At 49.0% G+C, this 16,748-nt stretch carries 16 protein-coding genes and 1 pseudogene; 9 read left to right on the top strand and 8 right to left on the bottom strand.

Going from position 1 to position 16,748, the window contains the following annotated elements; genetic code table 11:
* Positions 1–4: 4 nt before the first annotated feature.
* The 3 genes and pseudogenes from yfbR (C942_RS21030) to C942_RS21020 all read right to left on the bottom strand — a co-directional run bounded on the left by yfbR (C942_RS21030) (position 5) and on the right by C942_RS21020 (position 2,347).
* A complete protein-coding gene (yfbR, locus tag C942_RS21030) occupies positions 5–601 on the bottom strand; it encodes a 5'-deoxynucleotidase (RefSeq protein WP_007470065.1) in 597 nt (198 codons plus the stop codon).
* Positions 602–700: 99 nt separating this feature from the next.
* Positions 701–931: pseudogene (yfbR, locus tag C942_RS21025) on the bottom strand (5'-deoxynucleotidase); the annotation flags it as partial.
* 201 nt (positions 932–1,132) lie between these two features.
* The gene (locus C942_RS21020; protein WP_007470061.1) at positions 1,133–2,347 is read right to left on the bottom strand and encodes a pyridoxal phosphate-dependent aminotransferase; all 1,215 of its coding nucleotides are present in this window, start codon (positions 2,345–2,347) and stop codon (positions 1,133–1,135) included.
* Positions 2,348–2,783: 436 nt separating this feature from the next.
* Between C942_RS21020 and C942_RS21015 the strand changes: the two genes are divergently transcribed.
* Genes C942_RS21015 through menE form a run of 6 tightly spaced genes read left to right on the top strand, consistent with a single transcriptional unit; the run spans position 2,784 to position 9,886 of the window.
* Positions 2,784–4,097, top strand: a complete 1,314-nt coding sequence (locus tag C942_RS21015; RefSeq protein ID WP_007470059.1) for an isochorismate synthase — start codon at positions 2,784–2,786, stop codon at positions 4,095–4,097.
* Positions 4,094–5,845 (top strand): 2-succinyl-5-enolpyruvyl-6-hydroxy-3-cyclohexene-1-carboxylic-acid synthase, encoded by a 1,752-nt coding sequence (gene menD / locus C942_RS21010; RefSeq protein WP_007470057.1) that lies wholly within the window; start codon positions 4,094–4,096, stop codon positions 5,843–5,845. Before C942_RS21015 ends, menD begins: the two co-directional genes overlap by 4 nt.
* Complete coding sequence (gene menH / locus C942_RS21005) at positions 5,829–6,635, top strand: 2-succinyl-6-hydroxy-2,4-cyclohexadiene-1-carboxylate synthase (protein ID WP_007470055.1); 807 nt, start codon at positions 5,829–5,831, stop codon at positions 6,633–6,635. The genes menD and menH overlap by 17 nt, the downstream gene beginning before the upstream one ends.
* A 3-nt stretch (positions 6,636–6,638) precedes the next feature.
* The gene (menB, locus tag C942_RS21000) at positions 6,639–7,505 is read left to right on the top strand and encodes a 1,4-dihydroxy-2-naphthoyl-CoA synthase (protein ID WP_007470053.1); all 867 of its coding nucleotides are present in this window, start codon (positions 6,639–6,641) and stop codon (positions 7,503–7,505) included.
* 15 nt (positions 7,506–7,520) lie between these two features.
* The gene (gene menC / locus C942_RS20995; RefSeq protein WP_007470051.1) at positions 7,521–8,495 is read left to right on the top strand and encodes an o-succinylbenzoate synthase; all 975 of its coding nucleotides are present in this window, start codon (positions 7,521–7,523) and stop codon (positions 8,493–8,495) included.
* Positions 8,483–9,886: an o-succinylbenzoate--CoA ligase gene (gene menE / locus C942_RS20990; RefSeq protein ID WP_007470049.1), complete on the top strand. Its 1,404-nt coding sequence runs from the start codon at positions 8,483–8,485 to the stop codon at positions 9,884–9,886. Before menC ends, menE begins: the two co-directional genes overlap by 13 nt.
* An 80-nt stretch (positions 9,887–9,966) precedes the next feature.
* Here menE and C942_RS20985 read toward each other — a convergent pair whose 3' ends face one another.
* The 3 genes from C942_RS20985 to C942_RS20975 form a co-directional block, all read right to left on the bottom strand.
* Positions 9,967–11,841, bottom strand: a complete 1,875-nt coding sequence (locus tag C942_RS20985; protein ID WP_007470047.1) for an MFS transporter — start codon at positions 11,839–11,841, stop codon at positions 9,967–9,969.
* 17 nt (positions 11,842–11,858) lie between these two features.
* Entirely contained in the window at positions 11,859–12,455 is a 597-nt protein-coding gene (locus C942_RS20980; RefSeq protein WP_007470045.1) for a TetR/AcrR family transcriptional regulator, read from the bottom strand.
* A 288-nt stretch (positions 12,456–12,743) separates the two neighbouring features.
* Positions 12,744–13,139, bottom strand: coding sequence for an NINE protein (locus C942_RS20975; protein WP_007470043.1), 396 nt, complete (start codon positions 13,137–13,139; stop codon positions 12,744–12,746).
* Positions 13,140–13,401: 262 nt separating this feature from the next.
* Here C942_RS20975 and C942_RS20970 point away from each other — a divergent pair, with 262 nt between their 5' ends.
* Both C942_RS20970 and C942_RS20965 read left to right on the top strand, forming a co-directional pair.
* Positions 13,402–14,271, top strand: a complete 870-nt coding sequence (locus C942_RS20970; protein ID WP_007470041.1) for a Tim44 domain-containing protein — start codon at positions 13,402–13,404, stop codon at positions 14,269–14,271.
* 193 nt (positions 14,272–14,464) lie between these two features.
* The gene (locus C942_RS20965; protein ID WP_007470038.1) at positions 14,465–14,710 is read left to right on the top strand and encodes a TIGR02647 family protein; all 246 of its coding nucleotides are present in this window, start codon (positions 14,465–14,467) and stop codon (positions 14,708–14,710) included.
* Positions 14,711–14,754: 44 nt separating this feature from the next.
* On the opposite strand, the gene C942_RS20960 is transcribed toward C942_RS20965, so the two are convergent.
* Positions 14,755–15,003 carry a YkgJ family cysteine cluster protein gene (locus tag C942_RS20960; protein WP_007470036.1) on the bottom strand — a complete coding sequence of 83 codons (249 nt, stop codon included), beginning with the start codon at positions 15,001–15,003 and terminating at the stop codon, positions 14,755–14,757.
* Positions 15,004–15,226: 223 nt separating this feature from the next.
* Between C942_RS20960 and C942_RS20955 the strand changes: the two genes are divergently transcribed.
* Positions 15,227–15,664, top strand: a complete 438-nt coding sequence (locus tag C942_RS20955; protein ID WP_036801368.1) for a YcgN family cysteine cluster protein — start codon at positions 15,227–15,229, stop codon at positions 15,662–15,664.
* 95 nt (positions 15,665–15,759) lie between these two features.
* On the opposite strand, the gene dusC is transcribed toward C942_RS20955, so the two are convergent.
* Entirely contained in the window at positions 15,760–16,710 is a 951-nt protein-coding gene (gene dusC / locus C942_RS20950) for a tRNA dihydrouridine(16) synthase DusC (protein WP_036801366.1), read from the bottom strand.
* Positions 16,711–16,748: the final 38 nt, after the last annotated feature.

Below are 16,748 nucleotides of genomic sequence, written 5' to 3'. Positions count from 1 at the left end.
TGTTTTATCCGGAAATTTTATCAAGGGTGGTTGTGCAGCTATCGCAGAATATGTCCATGAAGTCCTTAACTTCAGGCATCTTCTCTTTCAGCTCTTTAATACGAGAGTCCAGGCCTTTTTTTACGTGGTGGAATTCATCATTATGAAACCTCAGCTCATTCATCGTTTTGATGTATGCAGAGAGAATATCAGCAGCCTTCACAATGGCCTTGTACTCGGCATCGACGTTTTTCTGAATAAGCAAATCCGCAAAATCTTCGCGTAAGTCGTCGGGCAGGGTATCCAGGCATTCTCGCTCAGCCAAGTCTTCTAGTTTTTTAAATGCAGTAGTGAACTCTGGGCTGTGATATTTAGTTTTAGAATTGATATCCTGAAGTTTCGTTTCTGAGATTTCATGATAGATCGCAACAACTGCTGCTCGCTCAGGGCTGAGATTACCGCCATACCGCTTATTTTTAATAACGGTGAGTAAGTGTGCGATTACTGAAACTTGATGACAGTGTTCAGAGACATTTTCTTCCTGAAAGCAGTGCATTAACGCCCAACGTTTGATCAGTGGCATCCGAGTAACCCAAGCCATGAATGTACTTTGTTGTTGCATAATTAAACCTCCTGTTAGTCACTTGGTATTATAGCGCGTAACTGTTTGTGTAAATGCGAACTAAGTCAAGGTGCGACGCAAAAATAAGAAACCGAACTAATCACCGGTTAACACTTCGCTGCTGTCGTGAAACATTGCCAGCAGGGCAACGCGCTCAGGGTTAGTGTTGCCACCGAATTTACGGTTTTTGATCAGAGCAAGGGCATGGGCAACGAATGCTACCTGCAGGCTGTGTTCTGAGATATTTTCAGACGAAACGCATCGCATCAGCGGCCAGCGCTGAATGAGTTTCATCCGTGCCAGGTGGGCAAAAAAGTGACTTTTTTCCATATCGGTACTTCTTGGCAGTCAGGAGCGATAATTCTCGGGTCGATAGTGGTTTCCGTTTGACCCATTTCAATTGTTTTCCCGGGTAACTTGCTGTTATCGGTTAAACATTTTTCTTATAGCTAGCTATAAAGGTAACAGAAATATCGTGGAGGTAAAAAAGCCTCAGTAAAACTGAGGCTTATGATGAGAGCTGAAATACAGTTACTGACGGTAGTTGTGCAGGAAGCGTTCCAGTCGACCAATTGCCACCTCCAGATCGTCCACTCGCGGCAGGGTAACGATGCGGAAATGATCCGGTTTTTTCCAGTTAAAGCCGGTGCCGTGCACGATCAGGACTTTTTCCTGGTGTAAGAAGTCCAGCGCCATTCTTTCATCATTAATGATATTGAATTTCTTCTGATCCAGTTTAGGGAAAAGGTACAGCGCACCTTTCGGTTTGACACAGCTCACTCCTGGAATCGCCGTCAGCATCTCATAGGCTTTATTGCGTTGTTCCAGCAGGCGACCGCCGGGCAGGATCAGTTCATTGATGCTCTGATAACCGCCAAGGGCTGTCTGAATTGCGTGCTGCATTGGTACGTTGGCACACAGTCGCATTGAAGAGAGCATTTCCAGTCCCTCAATGTAGCCTTTTGCCAGGTGCCTTGGTCCGGATAGGATCATCCAGCCGGAGCGGAAACCACAGACTCGGTATGATTTCGATAGGCCGTTGAAAGTGACGCAGAATACATCCGGTGCCAGGGCCGCTATAGATGTATGCTGGGCTCCTTCGTAAAGGATTTTGTCATAAATCTCATCGGCAAAAATAATCAGCTTGTGCTGACGGGCGATTTCGACCACTTCCAGCAGAAAATCCCGGCTGTATACGGCTCCGGTCGGGTTGTTCGGGTTAATCAGTACGATACCGCGTGTATTCGGTGTGATCTTTTTGCGGATATCGTCGAGGTCTGGATACCAGTCGGCTTCTTCGTCACAGATGTAGTGAACCGCTTTACCGCCAGACAGGGAAACCGCAGCGGTCCACAGCGGGTAGTCCGGTGCCGGAACCAGAATTTCGTCGCTATTGTTAATCAATGCCTGCATCGACATCATGATCAACTCTGAAACACCGTTACCGATGTAGACGTCTTCAACATCCAGATCCAGCATACCGCGCTTTTGGTAATGCTGCACAACGGCCTTACGTGCCGGGTAAATGCCTTTGGAGTCACAGTAGCCCTGTGAGGTAGGCAAATTACGGATCACGTCTACCAGGATTTCATCCGGGGCATCGAAACCGAACGGCGCAGGGTTGCCGATATTCAGTTTCATAATCTTATGGCCTTCCTCTTCCATGCGTTTGGCATGTTTCAGGACCGGCCCGCGTATGTCGTAACAGACGTTATTTAATTTGGATGACATCCCGATGTTGTGCATTGCTGTGTTCCTGCGCAAAAATTGTCTCTTATGGCAACAAATTACACTATAAATCTGTACAAAATAAATACCCTACAGAAAAAAATCATGAAGAAGAGTATTTCGTATAATTAAATTCTGATTTGCTAAGTGAGATCCTCTGTAGGAGCGTTGTTTTCGGAGGCTCTCCTGTTAGTAGAGTGTTACGTATTATTTGATGAGAAATATATACCCTGTAGACAAGGTTGATTAAGGAATATGTTGAGATATGAAGATTAGTGTTGAGTCATGTCTTTATTAGTCAGAATCGATTTAGTGAGGTAGAATGGCAGATTCACTATGCAGCTAATCAGGTAGGTTAGCTGACATAAAGGTAGAACTATGTGCCAAGTGACAGGCATATTAAAAATCAGCCAGGGATGAGCCGTTACAGTGCTTAGAGCTGAGTGAGGTTACCTTGACCGCGTTACAACAAGCAGTTGAGTCTTTGATTGAACAGATTCAAACAGCAACAAAAACAACTCAAAGATTAGTGGTGAAGCTGGATCTGCCGGCTAACACTGACCTGATTGACTGGATTGAGTCTCAGCCTCTTTTCCCGAAATTTTACTGGCAGTCTCGCGATAGCCGTGAAGAGGTTGTGGCACTAGGCCAGCTAAAAACATTTACCGATCCGATGGCAGCGGAAAAGGTGTTGTCGGATGATCAGCGAATTTGGGGCGGACGCTCTTTTGATGGTCGTTCGAGCCGAAACCGTCGCTGCCTTTCTTCTTTTTTCTTCCTTCCTGTGCTGGAAATCATCCGTTTTGATGGCTGCTGGCAGTTAGCTGTCAATATGTCTGATGACAAAGAGAAAATATTACAGACTCTGGCACAGGTAAAACCTGAAGCATCTGAAATCTCAGCTATCAAGAGCAAGATTTTGGGCCGTACTTACGCACCTGATTTTTCCGGCTGGTCGACGATGATCAGCAATGCCCTTGAAGCGATTTCGCAAAAAGTATTTGAAAAAGTGGTATTGGCACGCAGGACAACCCTGAAGCTCGATACGCCTGTGTCTCCGGCCCAGCTTCTTAAAGCCAGCCGCGGTAGTAACATGAACAGCTTTCATTTCATGATGGCAATGGATGAAAAGCACTGCTTTGTCGGTTCAACGCCGGAGCGCCTGTTTTTACGCCACAATCGCGATTTGTTGACGGAAGCCTTGGCCGGAACAATAGGACGTAGCCACGATCCTTCTGAGGATAATCGCCTGGCGCAATGGTTGCTGGATGATAACAAAAACCGTTATGAGAACCGGCTGGTGGTTGATGATATCGTCAGTCGTCTCAATACCTGCTGTGAATCGATGAATGTCGCGCAGACCCCAGAGTTAGTGCGCTTGCGCAAGGTACAGCACCTTAAACGCAGTATTGATGCCCAGCTTAATGATCAGGTGTATAGCGCTGACTTGCTCGATAGTTTACAGCCAACAGCTGCAATTGCCGGTTTGCCGCGTGATAAGGCGCTGGACTTTATTTCTGAGCATGAACCGTTTGCCCGAGGTTGGTACAGCGGAGCCGTCGGCTTTTTAAGTCGTCAGCGCAGTGAGTTCTGCGTGGCTATCCGCAGTGCCCTGATTATGGGCGAGGAGCTTCACTTGTTTGCAGGAGCCGGGATTGTACCGGGCTCGACAGCAGACAGTGAGTGGAAAGAGCTGGACAGAAAAACGTCGACACTGTGTAGCCTGCTGAGTTCGGAAGAACCGGAGCTGGAGCGGAGAAGCGCATGAGCAAATCAGGAATGATGTCGGTCACCGGATCGCCACTGCCAGCCCGTGCTGCTCTGAATAAGTTGTGGGCAGGCCTGATGCTCGAAGAGCTGGCCCGTCTTGGTGTGAAGCATGTGTGTATCGCGCCGGGCTCCCGCTCTACGCCTCTTACGCTGGCTGCGTCTGATAATGACAGGCTGACACTGCATACTCACTTTGATGAGCGCGGACTTGGCTTTATGGCGCTTGGGCTTGCCAAGGCCTCCGGAGAGCCGGTTGCCGTGGTGGTAACATCCGGTACTGCTGTGGCCAACTTGCTTCCAGCGGTTGCTGAGTCTGGGTTGACCGGCGAAAAGTTGGTTTTGCTGACCTCAGATCGCCCTCATGAACTAATCCAGTGTGGTGCCAATCAGGCTATTCGCCAGCACGGTATTTTTTCTGATCACGTTACTGAATTTCATGATTTGCCGTCGCCTACCCAGGATATCTCTCCTGGTTGGTTGCTGACGACGATTGATTCTGCCATGTATCAGCAAAAGGTGCGTGGCGGGTCTGTTCATTTTAACTGTCATTATCCCGAGCCGTTGTACGGTGAAGAGCAAGACTTTTCATCTTATCTAACCCCGGTTCAGGATTGGTGGGCAGACGGAAAGCCTTACACTCATTATCACCAGGCAATGTCGGAACAGGCTGTCATAAATCCGGAGTCACTGGCCGAGTTTGCTTGCAGTAAAGGCGTGGTGATTGCAGGCCGGATGGCTCCGGGAGAGCTGACTCTTGTTGCTGCACTTGCCGAGAAAATGGGCTGGCCGTTGCTGGCTGATCCTCAGGCCGGTGGCAGTAGTGACTGGGCCGGTTTTGATGTCTGGATGCAAAATGAACTATGCCGCCAGCATATTGAACAGGCTGAAGTCGTGTTGCAGTTTGGCGGACGTTTGGTATCCAAGCGTTTGTTGCAGTTCATCGGCTCTCATCAATGGCAGCAATATTGGTTGGTTGATCCGCTGGATGGAAGGCTGGATCCGGCTCATCGCCGTAGCCACAGAGTTCAGGCTGCTATCGGTAACTGGGCCGAGCAGGCCTGTGAGTTATTGGGTGAGGTGTTTACATCTCCGTCAGTGGGTTGGGCCGAAGGCTTGAAACGTGCCTCTTCCGCTTACTTTCATTTGCTGGCAGAGCAGAATGACCAGCTTACCGAAATCAGTCTGGCTGCGAACCTGCCTAAATGGTTGCCGGAACAAACCGAGCTCTTTTTGGGTAACAGCTTGATTGTACGTTTGCTCGATATGTGTGGACAGTTGCCACAAACTGCCACTTTCGCTAACCGCGGGGCGTCCGGTATTGACGGCCTGATTGCCACTGCTGCCGGCGTGCAGCGGGCTCGTCAGGCTCCGTTGCTTTGCCTGCTGGGTGATACTTCACTGCTTTATGATCTTAACTCGTTAGCACTGTTGAAAAGCAGCCCCCGTCCGATAGTGGTGCTGGTTACCAACAATGACGGTGGGGCAATTTTTGATATGCTTCCGGTTCCGGATGCAAAGAAAGATGCCTTGTATCGGATGCCGCACGGACTGGAGTTCAGCCATGCGGCTGCCATGTTCGGGATGGACTATCATAAGCCGGAAACATTACCTGAAGCCGAACAGGCATGCCGTCAAGGGCTGATTCAGCCGGGAGCGACACTGATTGAAGTTCAGACTCCGCCGGGTCAGAGTGGGCAGATGTTGAAGTCTCTGTTTGCCGAGGTTAAGCATGCCGCTTTACTCTGAAACATTCGGATGTCGTCCTGCAAATGATGACAGTCGCCCGACATTGGTTTTCCTGCATGGTTTGCTGGGTTCCGGTCGAGACTGGCGTCATGTAGTAGACCGGTTGTCGCGTTCTCATTTTTGCCTGACCATTGATTTACCGGGCCACGGGCAAAGCAGCATGGTGTCACCGGAAGGCTTTGAGTCGGTAAACCGGCAAATCACAGAAACGCTGGAGCATCGTCATGTCGGTGCTTATGTGCTGATAGGCTATTCGATGGGGGCGCGGCTGGCAATGTACCATGCGTGCCATCAGGTTCCGGTCTCTGATTCAGAGAGAAATAGTCACGCTGAGCTGGTCGGTCTGATTGTAGAAGGCGGTCATTTGGGTCTGCCGGAAAGCGAAAGGGCTGCAAGGCTGGTAAATGATCAGCGTTGGGCCCGTCGTTTTGCCGCAGAACCGCTTGCTGATGTTCTGGGCGAGTGGTATCAGCAACCTGTATTTTCGTCACTAAATCATGACCAAAGACAAGGTTTAGTTAAGAAACGCAGTGATAACCTTGGTGCCGGTATAGCACGTATGCTACTGGCTACATCACTGGCCAGGCAGCCTGAGCTGAAACAGCAGGTTGCACAACTGGCGTTACCTGTTCTCTACCTGTGCGGAGAGAACGACAATAAATTCAAAAGCCTGGCTGAAGACTCGGGATTAGAGATCAATATTATTCCGTCAGCGGGGCATAACGTCCATGTCGAACTGCCTCATGAGTTCGGTATGGCTGTCACTCATTTTTTAGATAGATTGGAATAAATCATGGCTAGAACCGTAGGTCTGACTGAAGAAGAACTGTACGCACCGGTAGATTGGACTGATTGTTCAGAAGGTTATCAGGATATTCTTTTTGAAAAATCAGCTGATGGTATTGCTCGAATCACCATTAACCGTCCAGAAGTGCGCAATGCATTCCGTCCTCAGACGGTAAAAGAGATGATTAATGCTCTGGCAGATGCTCGCTATGACGAGAATGTGGGCGTGATTATCCTGACCGGTCAGGGCGAGCACGCGTTCTGCTCCGGTGGTGACCAGAAGATCCGTGGCGACTACGGCGGTTACCAGGACGACGAAGGCACGCACCACCTGAACGTGCTGGATTTCCAGCGTCAGATCCGTACTTGTCCTAAGCCTGTTATCGCCTCTGTTGCCGGCTACGCGGTTGGTGGCGGCCATGTCTTACATATGATGTGTGATCTGACTATTGCGGCTGAGAATGCTCAATTCGGTCAGACTGGCCCGAAAGTGGGTTCATTTGATGGCGGTTGGGGGGCTTCTTACATGGCCCGTATCGTTGGTCAGAAGAAAGCTCGTGAGATCTGGTTCCTGTGTCGTTTCTATGATGCGCAGGAAGCTCTGGACATGGGTCTGGTAAACCACGTTGTACCGTATGCAGAGCTAGAGCGTGAAACTATTCGCTGGTGTCGTGAAACCCTTCAGCATAGCCCGATGGCGCTGCGTTGCCTGAAAGCGGCCCTGAACGCTGACTGTGACGGTCAGGCAGGTCTTCAGGAGCTGGCCGGCAATGCCACTATGCTGTTCTACATGACAGAAGAGGGTCAGGAAGGTCGTAACTCATTCAACGAGAAGCGTCGTCCGGACTTCACCAAGTTCAAGCGCAACCCGTAAGGGGAGGCTTTGACTATGCGTAGTGCAAAACTATACAGATACTCTCTGCCGATGGATTCCGGCGTGATCCTGCGCACTCAGCGTTTGGATTCTCGCGAAGGCTGGATTGTGGAACTGCGTGACGGTGATGCTGTCGGCTATGGTGAAATTGCACCATTGCCGGAATTCAGTAAGGAAACGGCGGCGGAAGCCGGAGAGAAGGCCCAGGCACTGCTTGAGCTGTGGGTAAAAGGTGAAGCTTTCGCGCTTGCTGACGCCTTGCCGTCTGTCGCTTTCGGCTTGAGCATGGCTGAGCTGGAACTTACCGGAGGCCTGCCTGTTGAAGGTAATTACCTGACTGCTCCACTGTGTGCCGGTGATCCGGATGCCCTGGTTGTTGCCCTGAGCAAGATGCCGGGTGACAAGGTGGCAAAAATCAAAGTTGGCATGTACGAAGCTGTTCGTGATGGCATGGTGGCGAATATGTTCATTGAAGCCATTCCCGGCCTTCGCTTACGTCTGGATGCCAACCGTCAGTGGACGCCGGTGAAAGCACGTCAGTTTGCCAAGTATGTGAAACCGGAACACCGCAGCGGTATCGCTTTCCTTGAAGAGCCGTGTATGACGCCGGAAGACAGTTTGGCGTTTGCGCAGGAAACCGGGATCAACATTGCCTGGGATGAAACTGTGCGTGATGAAGGTTTTGAGGTTAAGGTTGAGCCGGGCGTATCCGCGATTGTTATCAAGCCAACCATGGTAGGCTCGGTGCAGCGTTGTATGGAACTGGTGAAGCAGGCACACGAAGCTGGCCTGACTGCTGTGATTAGCTCAAGCATGGAATCAAGCCTGGGCCTGAACCAGCTAGCTCGTTTTGCTGCGTGGCAGACGCCGGATGTTATTCCGGGGCTGGACACCATGCAGTTATTTAAAGCACAGCTTGAAACACCGTGGCCTGAATGCGGGCTGGCGGTGACCCCGTTGTCAGATCTTGAGGTGGTATGGCAGGAGTAACTCCTTACTTTGCTACCTGGCCCTGGCAACATTGGGCAACAGAGCGGCCGTCAGCGGCCGCTTTGCGTTTTGGTGAGCAAACATTCAGTTGGGCAGAAGTCTCGGCCCGGGTTGATGAATATGCCCAGGGGCTGGCTGAACAGGGCGTCAAACGAGACCAGCTGGTTGGTGTGATTGCGCCGAATTCACTTCAGGTTCTGTGGCTGATTCTGGCAACTATTCGGGTTGGAGCCCGTTATGTCGGTTTGAATCCGAAAAATACCCAGGCTGAGCTGGAGCAGCAATTAAACCAGCTGCAATGTGATTTTCTATGGTACCCGCCAAAAGCTAGCTATATTTTCGATGACTATCCCCGATTGATGTTGCTGCCGCCGCCCAGTCCTCGTCTTGTACCGGTAACCTGGCAGCCGACCCGTGCCGCAACTCTGACTCTGACTTCAGGATCAACGGGTACACCGAAAGCGGTTGTTCACTCGGCGCAAACTCAACTGGCAAGTGCTGAAGGTTTGCTAGCGTGGATGGATTTTGGTGAGCTGGACAGCTGGTTGTTGTCACTGCCGTTGTTTCATATATCCGGACTGGCGATTGTCTGGCGCTGGCTTTACCGGGGCGCCCAATTAGTTGTTGCGGAGCCGACGCAGTTTGATAAAGCCTTGTCAGAAGTCACGCACGCATCCTTAGTACCGACTCAGCTACATAGGTTGCTGGCGTCCCGGCCTGCCAACAAACAGCCTGTGGTATTAAAAGAGGTACTGCTTGGCGGCGCGGTTATCCCAGTGAGCCTGACCGAACAGGCAGAAGAGGCGGGAATCCACTGCTGGTGTGGTTACGGTATGACTGAGATGGGTTCGACAGTCACAGCCAAGCGCGCTAATGCCAGTGCCGGAGTCGGTAACCCGTTGCCAAACAGGGAGCTGATGCTGCACGACGGCGAAATCTTGGTTCGCGGTAAAACCTTGTGTATTGGCTATTACCGCAACAAGACTATCTTTCCTGTCGGTGAAGATGAGTGGTTTGCAACCAAAGATCTTGGCTGCTGGCATGATGAAGAGCTGCATATTCTTGGTCGGGCCGACAACATGTTTATCTCCGGTGGTGAGAACATCCAGCCGGAAGCGATTGAAAAGGTGCTGCTGGGACATCCCGAAGTGAAGCAGGCGTTCATTCTGCCGATTGAAGATGCGGAATATGGCCAGCGTCCTGTTGCTATTGTGGAAACCTGTCAACGGCTTGATGAGTTGCTTAAAGAGCAACTTAGCGGTTATATGCAGTCGAAGGTAAACGGCCTCTGTCGACCTGTTGACTATTTGGCGTTGCCTGAATCACTGGGCAGTACGGGGATTAAAATCTCACGTAAGCAGCTGGCGGAATGGTTAGCAGAAATTAGCTAATCAGGGCGTTTTCAGCAACTCAATAAAAAGCGGAAGCCACTGGCTTCCGCTTTTTTATTGGGTGTCTAGTTCTCAGGACCTTATTTATAGTCGCCCCGCAGCGCGAGCACTTCTTCTCTGAGTTGGTCGCTGCTGGCTTCTCTGGCGTTGATTGGCTTACCAACCACAATGTTGACCCGTGACCAGAAGCGTTTCGGACACTTGAGTAGAGCACATCCACCTTCACGGCTAAAAAAGCTACCCCACAATCCCTGTAGTGCAACCGGAATTACCGGTACCGGGCTGCGTTTAATAATGAGATCAATCCCACGCATGAAAGGGCCTATTTCGCCGTCATAGGTCAGTTGGCCTTCGGGGAACACACATACCACATCGCCTTGCTCCAGGTAGCCGCTCACTCTGGTGAAGGCTTTCAGGACTGAGCGGCGATCGGTGGCATCTATCGGGATCACCTTACAGGCTTTGCAGAATGCCCTGATAAACGGAAGGTTATAGATATCTCTGTCCATCAGAAAACGGATCGGACGCGGGCAGGCCCCGGCCAGCAACAGGGCATCCATATAACTGACGTGGTTACAGACGATTAACGCGCCGCCTTCAGTCGGTATATTGGAAATATCTTTGTGCTTAACCCGGTACATGGTGTGGCTGATCAGCCATACCATAAAACGCCAGAAAAAGTCCGGTACCTGAGTATAGATATAAACCACGACACACAGATTCAGCAGTGACAAGAATAGGAAGAACTGAGGAATTGTTCCTTCGATAACTGACAAAAAGACAATCGCGGTAATGGCACTGAAGACCATAAAAAAGGCATTCCAGATATTATTGGCTGCAATGATCTGTGCCCGCTCTTCTTCTTTTGCTCTGCTTTGCATTACGGCATAGAGGGGAATAATGAAAATACCGCCGGAGACACCAAGCATGGTCAGCGAGACAAAGACCCTGAACAGTTCAGGGTTGGTAATAAAATCAACAATCGACTGGGTTGCCGGTACGATATCAGGCGATGCAAACATCAGGTCGGCACCAAATAACGTGATCCCCAAGCTGCCCAGCGGCACGATACCCGGTTCAATTCGGTGGCCGGATAAGCGATCACACAACAGGGAGCCGATAGCGATACCAACCGAAAATAGAGTCAGTAGGAAGGAAACTGATGCAGCATCGCCGCCCAGGTGCAATTTGGCGAAGTTCGGGAATTGGGTCAGGTAACAGGCTCCAAGGAACCAGAACCAGCTGATGCCCAGAACACACTGGAAAATGGTTTTATCACGGTGTGCAATTGACAGGGTATGGCGTGTTTGGCGGTAGGGACGCCAGCGGAATACTTTGTCAGGATCACTCGGTTTGGCTTCCGGGATCCAGCGTGAACTCAGGTAACCGATAACAGCAAAACTGATCACACTGATTGCCGCAACTACAGGTGCATTCGGCTGGTTGGCAATGAAACCAGCAAGCAGAGTGCCAAGCAGAATGGCTAGAAACGTACCGGTTCCAACCAAGGCGTTACCAGATACCAGTTCTGATTTATCCAAGTGCTGTGGCAGTAGGGCATACTTGGCTGGGCCAAAGAAAGCCGACTGAGATCCCATAAGAAACAGTAATACCAGCAGGGCCATGTAGCTTTCAGTAACAAAAGCCATGGCTGCCAGCGACATAATGACTATTTCAGCCATTTTTACAACGCGCATAATCAGCGCTTTGTCATACTTATCAGCAAGAACGCCGGCAGATGCTGAGAACAGGAAAAACGGCAGTATAAACAGGCCTGCAGCAAGATTGATAATAAGATCGGAATCAATCGGCAAGGTGCCAGGGGCGGCAAAGGCAATAAGAATGAGCAGAACATTCTTATAGACATTGTCATTAAAAGCCCCAAACGCCTGGGTGAGAAAGTAGGGTAAAAAACGTCGTTTTGTTAACAGGCGCGACTGGGGCTGGACACTCATTCTAATCTACACTCCGCTTAAGCTTTCCAAGCGTTGAGGTAGGTATCGATAAGGTTGTCGATCAGTGCTTTGCCATCAACCGGCGTCGAGGTAAAGAGCTTGTCATCTACAGAAAGCAGGGTGATACCGTGAACACCTGCCCACAATACGCGGCTGGCTTCCAGTACTTCTGCATCTGTTTTTTCTGGGGTAATGTCGCGGATCAGTGCTTCCAGCATACCCGTCATATTGTCGATACGATCAGACTGCCATTCCGGTAGCTCTTCGCCCTGCATAGTGTGTTGGAAAATCAGCTGCCAGCGATAAGGGTGTGCAGCTGCAAAATTAAGGTAGCAGTATGCTAGCTTACGCAGAGCATCTTCAGGAGATGTTACATCTTTCATCTGCTCTTCAGCTTCAGCAAAAAGTTCATCCAGAGTTTGGGCGACAGCGTGAAGAAGCAGCAGGTTGTAGTTGCCGAATACGTTAACAAGGGTGCTTGGCACGTAGCCGATCATGCCGGCAACTTTGCGAAGGCTAAGCTCGTGATGCGGGTGTTCATTGAGAAAGTTTTTGACTTGCTCCAGTGTCATATTTACCAACTCTTCACGAGTATGGTCATTTCGTCTTGCCATTGAATTTTACTCTCAATTGAAAATAGTTTTACTTTGCTAATTGTAATATGGATAAACACAGCCAGGTGTTTGCAAAGTAATAATGTATACCGATAGCTTAAGCCGAACGGATATAATATAGAACGATGTTCGATATTTTAGTTGTTATCCGTCTTTAGGGTCAAGCTTAAAGGAAGTCACTTTGCTGATTACTCGGTCACTTGTGATTTATATCAAACACAAGCGAGCACAATTCCGACTAGATTAAAGCTGAATATTGGCTTCTGTTGAAACCAGAGGCAGTGCACTTTATTTTCTTCGCTCTGCATTCCGAATGGAAATCTGATCATTTAATGTCCAGAAATCGATAAGCACACCGATCAGGAAAAAACCAAAGGTGAGCAAATAGAGGATCCCAGTCAGCCATTTGCCCATGTACATTCGATGAACGCCGAATACACCAAGAAAAGTAAGCAACAGCCATGCAATGTTATAATCGGTTTCTCCGCTTTGAAAACGAAGGTCGGCCTCTCGGTCCATTGAAGGGATCAGGAAAAGGTCAATCAGCCAGCCGATACCGCAAAGTCCCAGAGTTAAGAACCAGATTGTTCCGGTAACAGGCTTGCCGTAATAAAAACGATGAGCGCCAGTGAAACCAAAAATCCAAAGAAGGTAACCGATGAATTTGCTGTGGGTGTCTTGCATGACCAATACGTCCTGTTGTTATCGGTGATATCCTTGTTACCGATATTATTAGCAATTAGTGCTGTAATACCAATTGGATAATGGAATTATTGATAGTTTGAGCCTGTTTAATATGAATGTAAACAGATAATTTACCACCTGTTTTATTAGCTAATTTTCAAGCGATAAATATTAGTAACAATTTGCTCATGCTGTTTAGTTGACATTCAGTTGTTGCCCGCTAGGATTCAAGGGCATAAATTTGGCAAAGGTATCCATATCCATGAAACGCTTCTTCACAGTATTTGCTTTGATTCTGACGGTGTCATTTATGACACCGCATGCGGAAGCAAAGAAATTTGGTGGTGGTAAATCGTTCGGCAAAAGCTTTAAAACTGCGCCGGTAAAACAACAGAAACCACAACAGACCGATACACTGAAACAACAGAACCCGACGGCTAATCCGGCTAAGAATTCTAGTAAGAAAGGCCTGATGGGCGGCCTGCTGGGCGGCTTACTGGCTGGTGGTCTGTTGGCTGCATTCTTCGGTGGCGCTTTTGAAGGTATCCAGTTCATGGATATTCTGATTATTGGCCTGATTGCATTTGTGATCTTTAAGCTGTTCAAATCCATGCGCGGAGCGAAATCAACGCCAATGGGGCACCGTGAAGCTTATGCCGGAAATTCGCCGCATCAGCAATATCGCCAGTCAGCACCGGAAATGAATTCAACTTCGTCTGAATCACAGGGCTTTGCTTCTTCAGACAGCGATGTGCCGTTTAATCTGGTTCCGGGCTTTAATATGAATGCCTTCCTGAACGGTTCCCGTGAACATTACCGTATTCTTCAGGGCGCATGGAACCATAACGAGCTGGAGACAATTCGCGAGTATGTCAGCCCGGCATTGTTTGATGATCTGGTAGCTGAGCGCGCAAAACTTGAAGGTGAGCAGCATACAGAAGTAATGTATGTTGATGCTGAACTGGTTCGTGCTGATTATGATGTGAGCATTGCTCAGTTGAGTGTGAAGTTCTCTGGTCGATACAAAGATCGTCATGAAGACGTTGAAGAAGAGATCACTGATATCTGGCACCTGGAGCGTGATTTGCTGACGCCGAATGCGCCTTGGCTGATTGTTGGTATCCAAGCTTAATTATTGAACAATAAGAAAAATTAACTCAAAGGCCGCTTAGAACAGCGGCCTTTTTGTTTTCACAAATGTGCATTTCTTTGAAGCACGTCGCTTTTTCGCTGCTGTAACCACGACCAGATATGATCTTGGCACCTACTTTTCTTCCGGCAAGCCGCTAGTATTAACTCATCACAGAAAAAGAAAGAGGTTTACTATGCCGTATACGCCAGAACTTGTTGAAGAAATGAATCTGCTGGTGAAATTTCCAATGCACAGCAATATGGAAGGGATTAAGGTGCATAGTTCAGCTGCACCGGACATGGTAGCAGCAGCAAAGCGTCTGTATTCGAAAGGATTAGTTACTCAGGAGGATGGTGGTTACCTGACTTACTCAGGTCATCAGGCTGTTGAGCACGCTAAATCGGTATTACGTATTCTTACCGGAGAAGTGACTGAATAACGACAATAATCGTTAAAATAAACAGGCTTTCGGAAAACATGACTTCAGGTCATGTTTTCCAGTTCGGTAATATTATCCAGTGCCTGTTGGGACGTTTTCCCACAGACATCCGGACAGGCTTTGAACTTGTGGCATACCGCCGGGCGTTCCGGTTTACCAAACAGCTTACACAGATTGTCGTCGTTGAGTTGGACACAGCGTACTCCCGCTGGCTTTCCGTTGGGCATTCCCGGAATGGCAGACGAGATACTCGGGGCAATACAACAGGCACCACAGCCTAATCTACATTCCATAACTCACCTATACTTTATCTGTCACTTAAATCGGCTGCGAAAGTTATCATTCATAAGCTGACGAATCAAAAAATATTGGTTATCACTGCGCTAAATAATAATGACTATTATTACAGCGCCTTTTCGGCCCGGATCCCGCTTAAATGCTTGCACTTTACCGTTCAGAGGGCTATAAAACCGCCTCCTTACAAAGGTAAGACGTGACACAGAAAAGGCTGGGTATATGGTACATTTTTGGCAAGAAAAGAGTTTAGAGGTAATGACTGAGCAGGAGTGGGAATCACTCTGTGACGGTTGTGGTAAATGTTGCCTGCATAAATTGATCGATGATGATACCGACGAAATTTACTATACCAATGTTGCGTGCAGTCTGCTGGATGACCAAACCTGTTCCTGTAAAGATTACCCGAACCGCTTTAAATCTGGTGAAGAGTGCCTGAAGCTGACCCGTGATCGCATTGATGAATTTGTCTGGTTGCCGGAAACCTGTGCTTATCGTTTACTGGCCGAAGGTAAAGATCTGCCGGAATGGCACCCGCTGCTAACTGGCACGAAAGAAGCGATGCATAAAGCTGATGAATCGGTACGCGATAAAGTGGTTTATGAAATCAATGTGATTGATTGGGAAGACCACATCCTGAATCATCCTGATCGCTGCTGATAAGGGTAATAACCCCGCTAAAAGACAGAAAAATCCCGGCCTTGCGCCGGGATTTTTGCTTTTAATTTTGCATTTAATAGAGGGCTAAGGTTTTACTATGCCGCCAGATTCTGTTGAGCGCTTTGCAGAATTTCTACAATTGGTGCCGCTTTATTAAGTCGGCGGATATCAGCAAACAGTTCTTTTGCCTGCGGGTATTCATGACGCAGGTAGGCTAACCATTGCTTGACTCGGTTAGGGTAGTACAGGCCCTTGTCACCCTTGATTTCGTATTCTGAATAGCGGAGTAGCAGAGTCAGTACATCAGCCCAGCTCATATGTTGGTGATTGTGTTTAACCACATTCCCCAGGTTTGGCAGGTTGAGTGCGCCACGGCAGACCATCAGAGAGTCAACGCCGGTAGCATTCAGGCAATCCTCGCCGTTCTGGTGGTTCCAGACTTCGCCGTTGGCGATGATTGGAATGGCAACCCTGTCTTTGATTTCGCGAATGTATTCCCACTTAATGGTTTCGGCCTTGTAGCCATCTTCTTTGGTGCGGGCATGAATGGTGACTTCTGTTGCTCCAGCCTGAGCGACCGCATCTGTGATTTCAAGGCCATGTGACGGGTCATCCCAGCCCAGACGGATTTTTGCCGAAACTGGCTTAGCAGGATCAACAGCCTCACGTACAGTTTTGACGATTTGGTAGATAAGTTCAGGCTCTTTGAGCAGAGATGCTCCGCCGCGGTTTTTATTTACCGATTTAGCCGGACAGCCAAAGTTGATATCTACGCCGGGAGAGCCGAGCTCAATTGCTCTATAGGCATTTTCTGCCATCCAGTGAGGATCCTGACCGAGTAGCTGTATACGGACCGGAGTTCCGGATGAGGTTTTACCTCCGTTGTGCAGCTCTGGGCACAGGCGATAGAAGACACTGTTAGGTAACAGTTGGTCGACAATGCGAACAAATTCGGTCACACACAGATCGTAATCATTGATTTCGGTGAGCATCTCCCGCATCAGGTGATCAAGGACGCCTTCCATCGGGCCTAAAATAACTCGCATAGCCTGTCTCGTAATGCACTATTGACTGTTTAAGAGGC

This window comes from Photobacterium marinum (assembly GCF_000331515.1).
GTDB lineage: Bacteria > Pseudomonadota > Gammaproteobacteria > Enterobacterales > Vibrionaceae > Photobacterium > Photobacterium marinum.
The sequence above is the reverse complement of the archived record's forward strand: the minus strand, read 5'-3'. Positions and strand labels throughout refer to the sequence as shown.

What these genes read in the sequence shown, in the direction of transcription:
- menH (WP_007470055.1), top strand. Translation starts at nt 5,829, where the DNA reads ATGCCGCTTTACTCTGAAACATTCGGATGTCGTCCTGCAAATGATGAC.
- yfbR (WP_007470065.1), bottom strand. Translation starts at nt 601, where the DNA reads ATGCAACAACAAAGTACATTCATGGCTTGGGTTACTCGGATGCCACTG.
- C942_RS20955 (WP_036801368.1), top strand. Translation starts at nt 15,227, where the DNA reads ATGGTACATTTTTGGCAAGAAAAGAGTTTAGAGGTAATGACTGAGCAG.
- C942_RS20985 (WP_007470047.1), bottom strand. Translation starts at nt 11,841, where the DNA reads ATGAGTGTCCAGCCCCAGTCGCGCCTGTTAACAAAACGACGTTTTTTA.
- menE (WP_007470049.1), top strand. Translation starts at nt 8,483, where the DNA reads ATGGCAGGAGTAACTCCTTACTTTGCTACCTGGCCCTGGCAACATTGG.
- C942_RS20960 (WP_007470036.1), bottom strand. Translation starts at nt 15,003, where the DNA reads ATGGAATGTAGATTAGGCTGTGGTGCCTGTTGTATTGCCCCGAGTATC.
- C942_RS20965 (WP_007470038.1), top strand. Translation starts at nt 14,465, where the DNA reads ATGCCGTATACGCCAGAACTTGTTGAAGAAATGAATCTGCTGGTGAAA.
- dusC (WP_036801366.1), bottom strand. Translation starts at nt 16,710, where the DNA reads ATGCGAGTTATTTTAGGCCCGATGGAAGGCGTCCTTGATCACCTGATG.
- menC (WP_007470051.1), top strand. Translation starts at nt 7,521, where the DNA reads ATGCGTAGTGCAAAACTATACAGATACTCTCTGCCGATGGATTCCGGC.
- C942_RS20980 (WP_007470045.1), bottom strand. Translation starts at nt 12,455, where the DNA reads ATGGCAAGACGAAATGACCATACTCGTGAAGAGTTGGTAAATATGACA.
- C942_RS20975 (WP_007470043.1), bottom strand. Translation starts at nt 13,139, where the DNA reads ATGCAAGACACCCACAGCAAATTCATCGGTTACCTTCTTTGGATTTTT.
- menD (WP_007470057.1), top strand. Translation starts at nt 4,094, where the DNA reads ATGAGCAAATCAGGAATGATGTCGGTCACCGGATCGCCACTGCCAGCC.
- menB (WP_007470053.1), top strand. Translation starts at nt 6,639, where the DNA reads ATGGCTAGAACCGTAGGTCTGACTGAAGAAGAACTGTACGCACCGGTA.
- C942_RS21020 (WP_007470061.1), bottom strand. Translation starts at nt 2,347, where the DNA reads ATGCACAACATCGGGATGTCATCCAAATTAAATAACGTCTGTTACGAC.
- C942_RS20970 (WP_007470041.1), top strand. Translation starts at nt 13,402, where the DNA reads ATGAAACGCTTCTTCACAGTATTTGCTTTGATTCTGACGGTGTCATTT.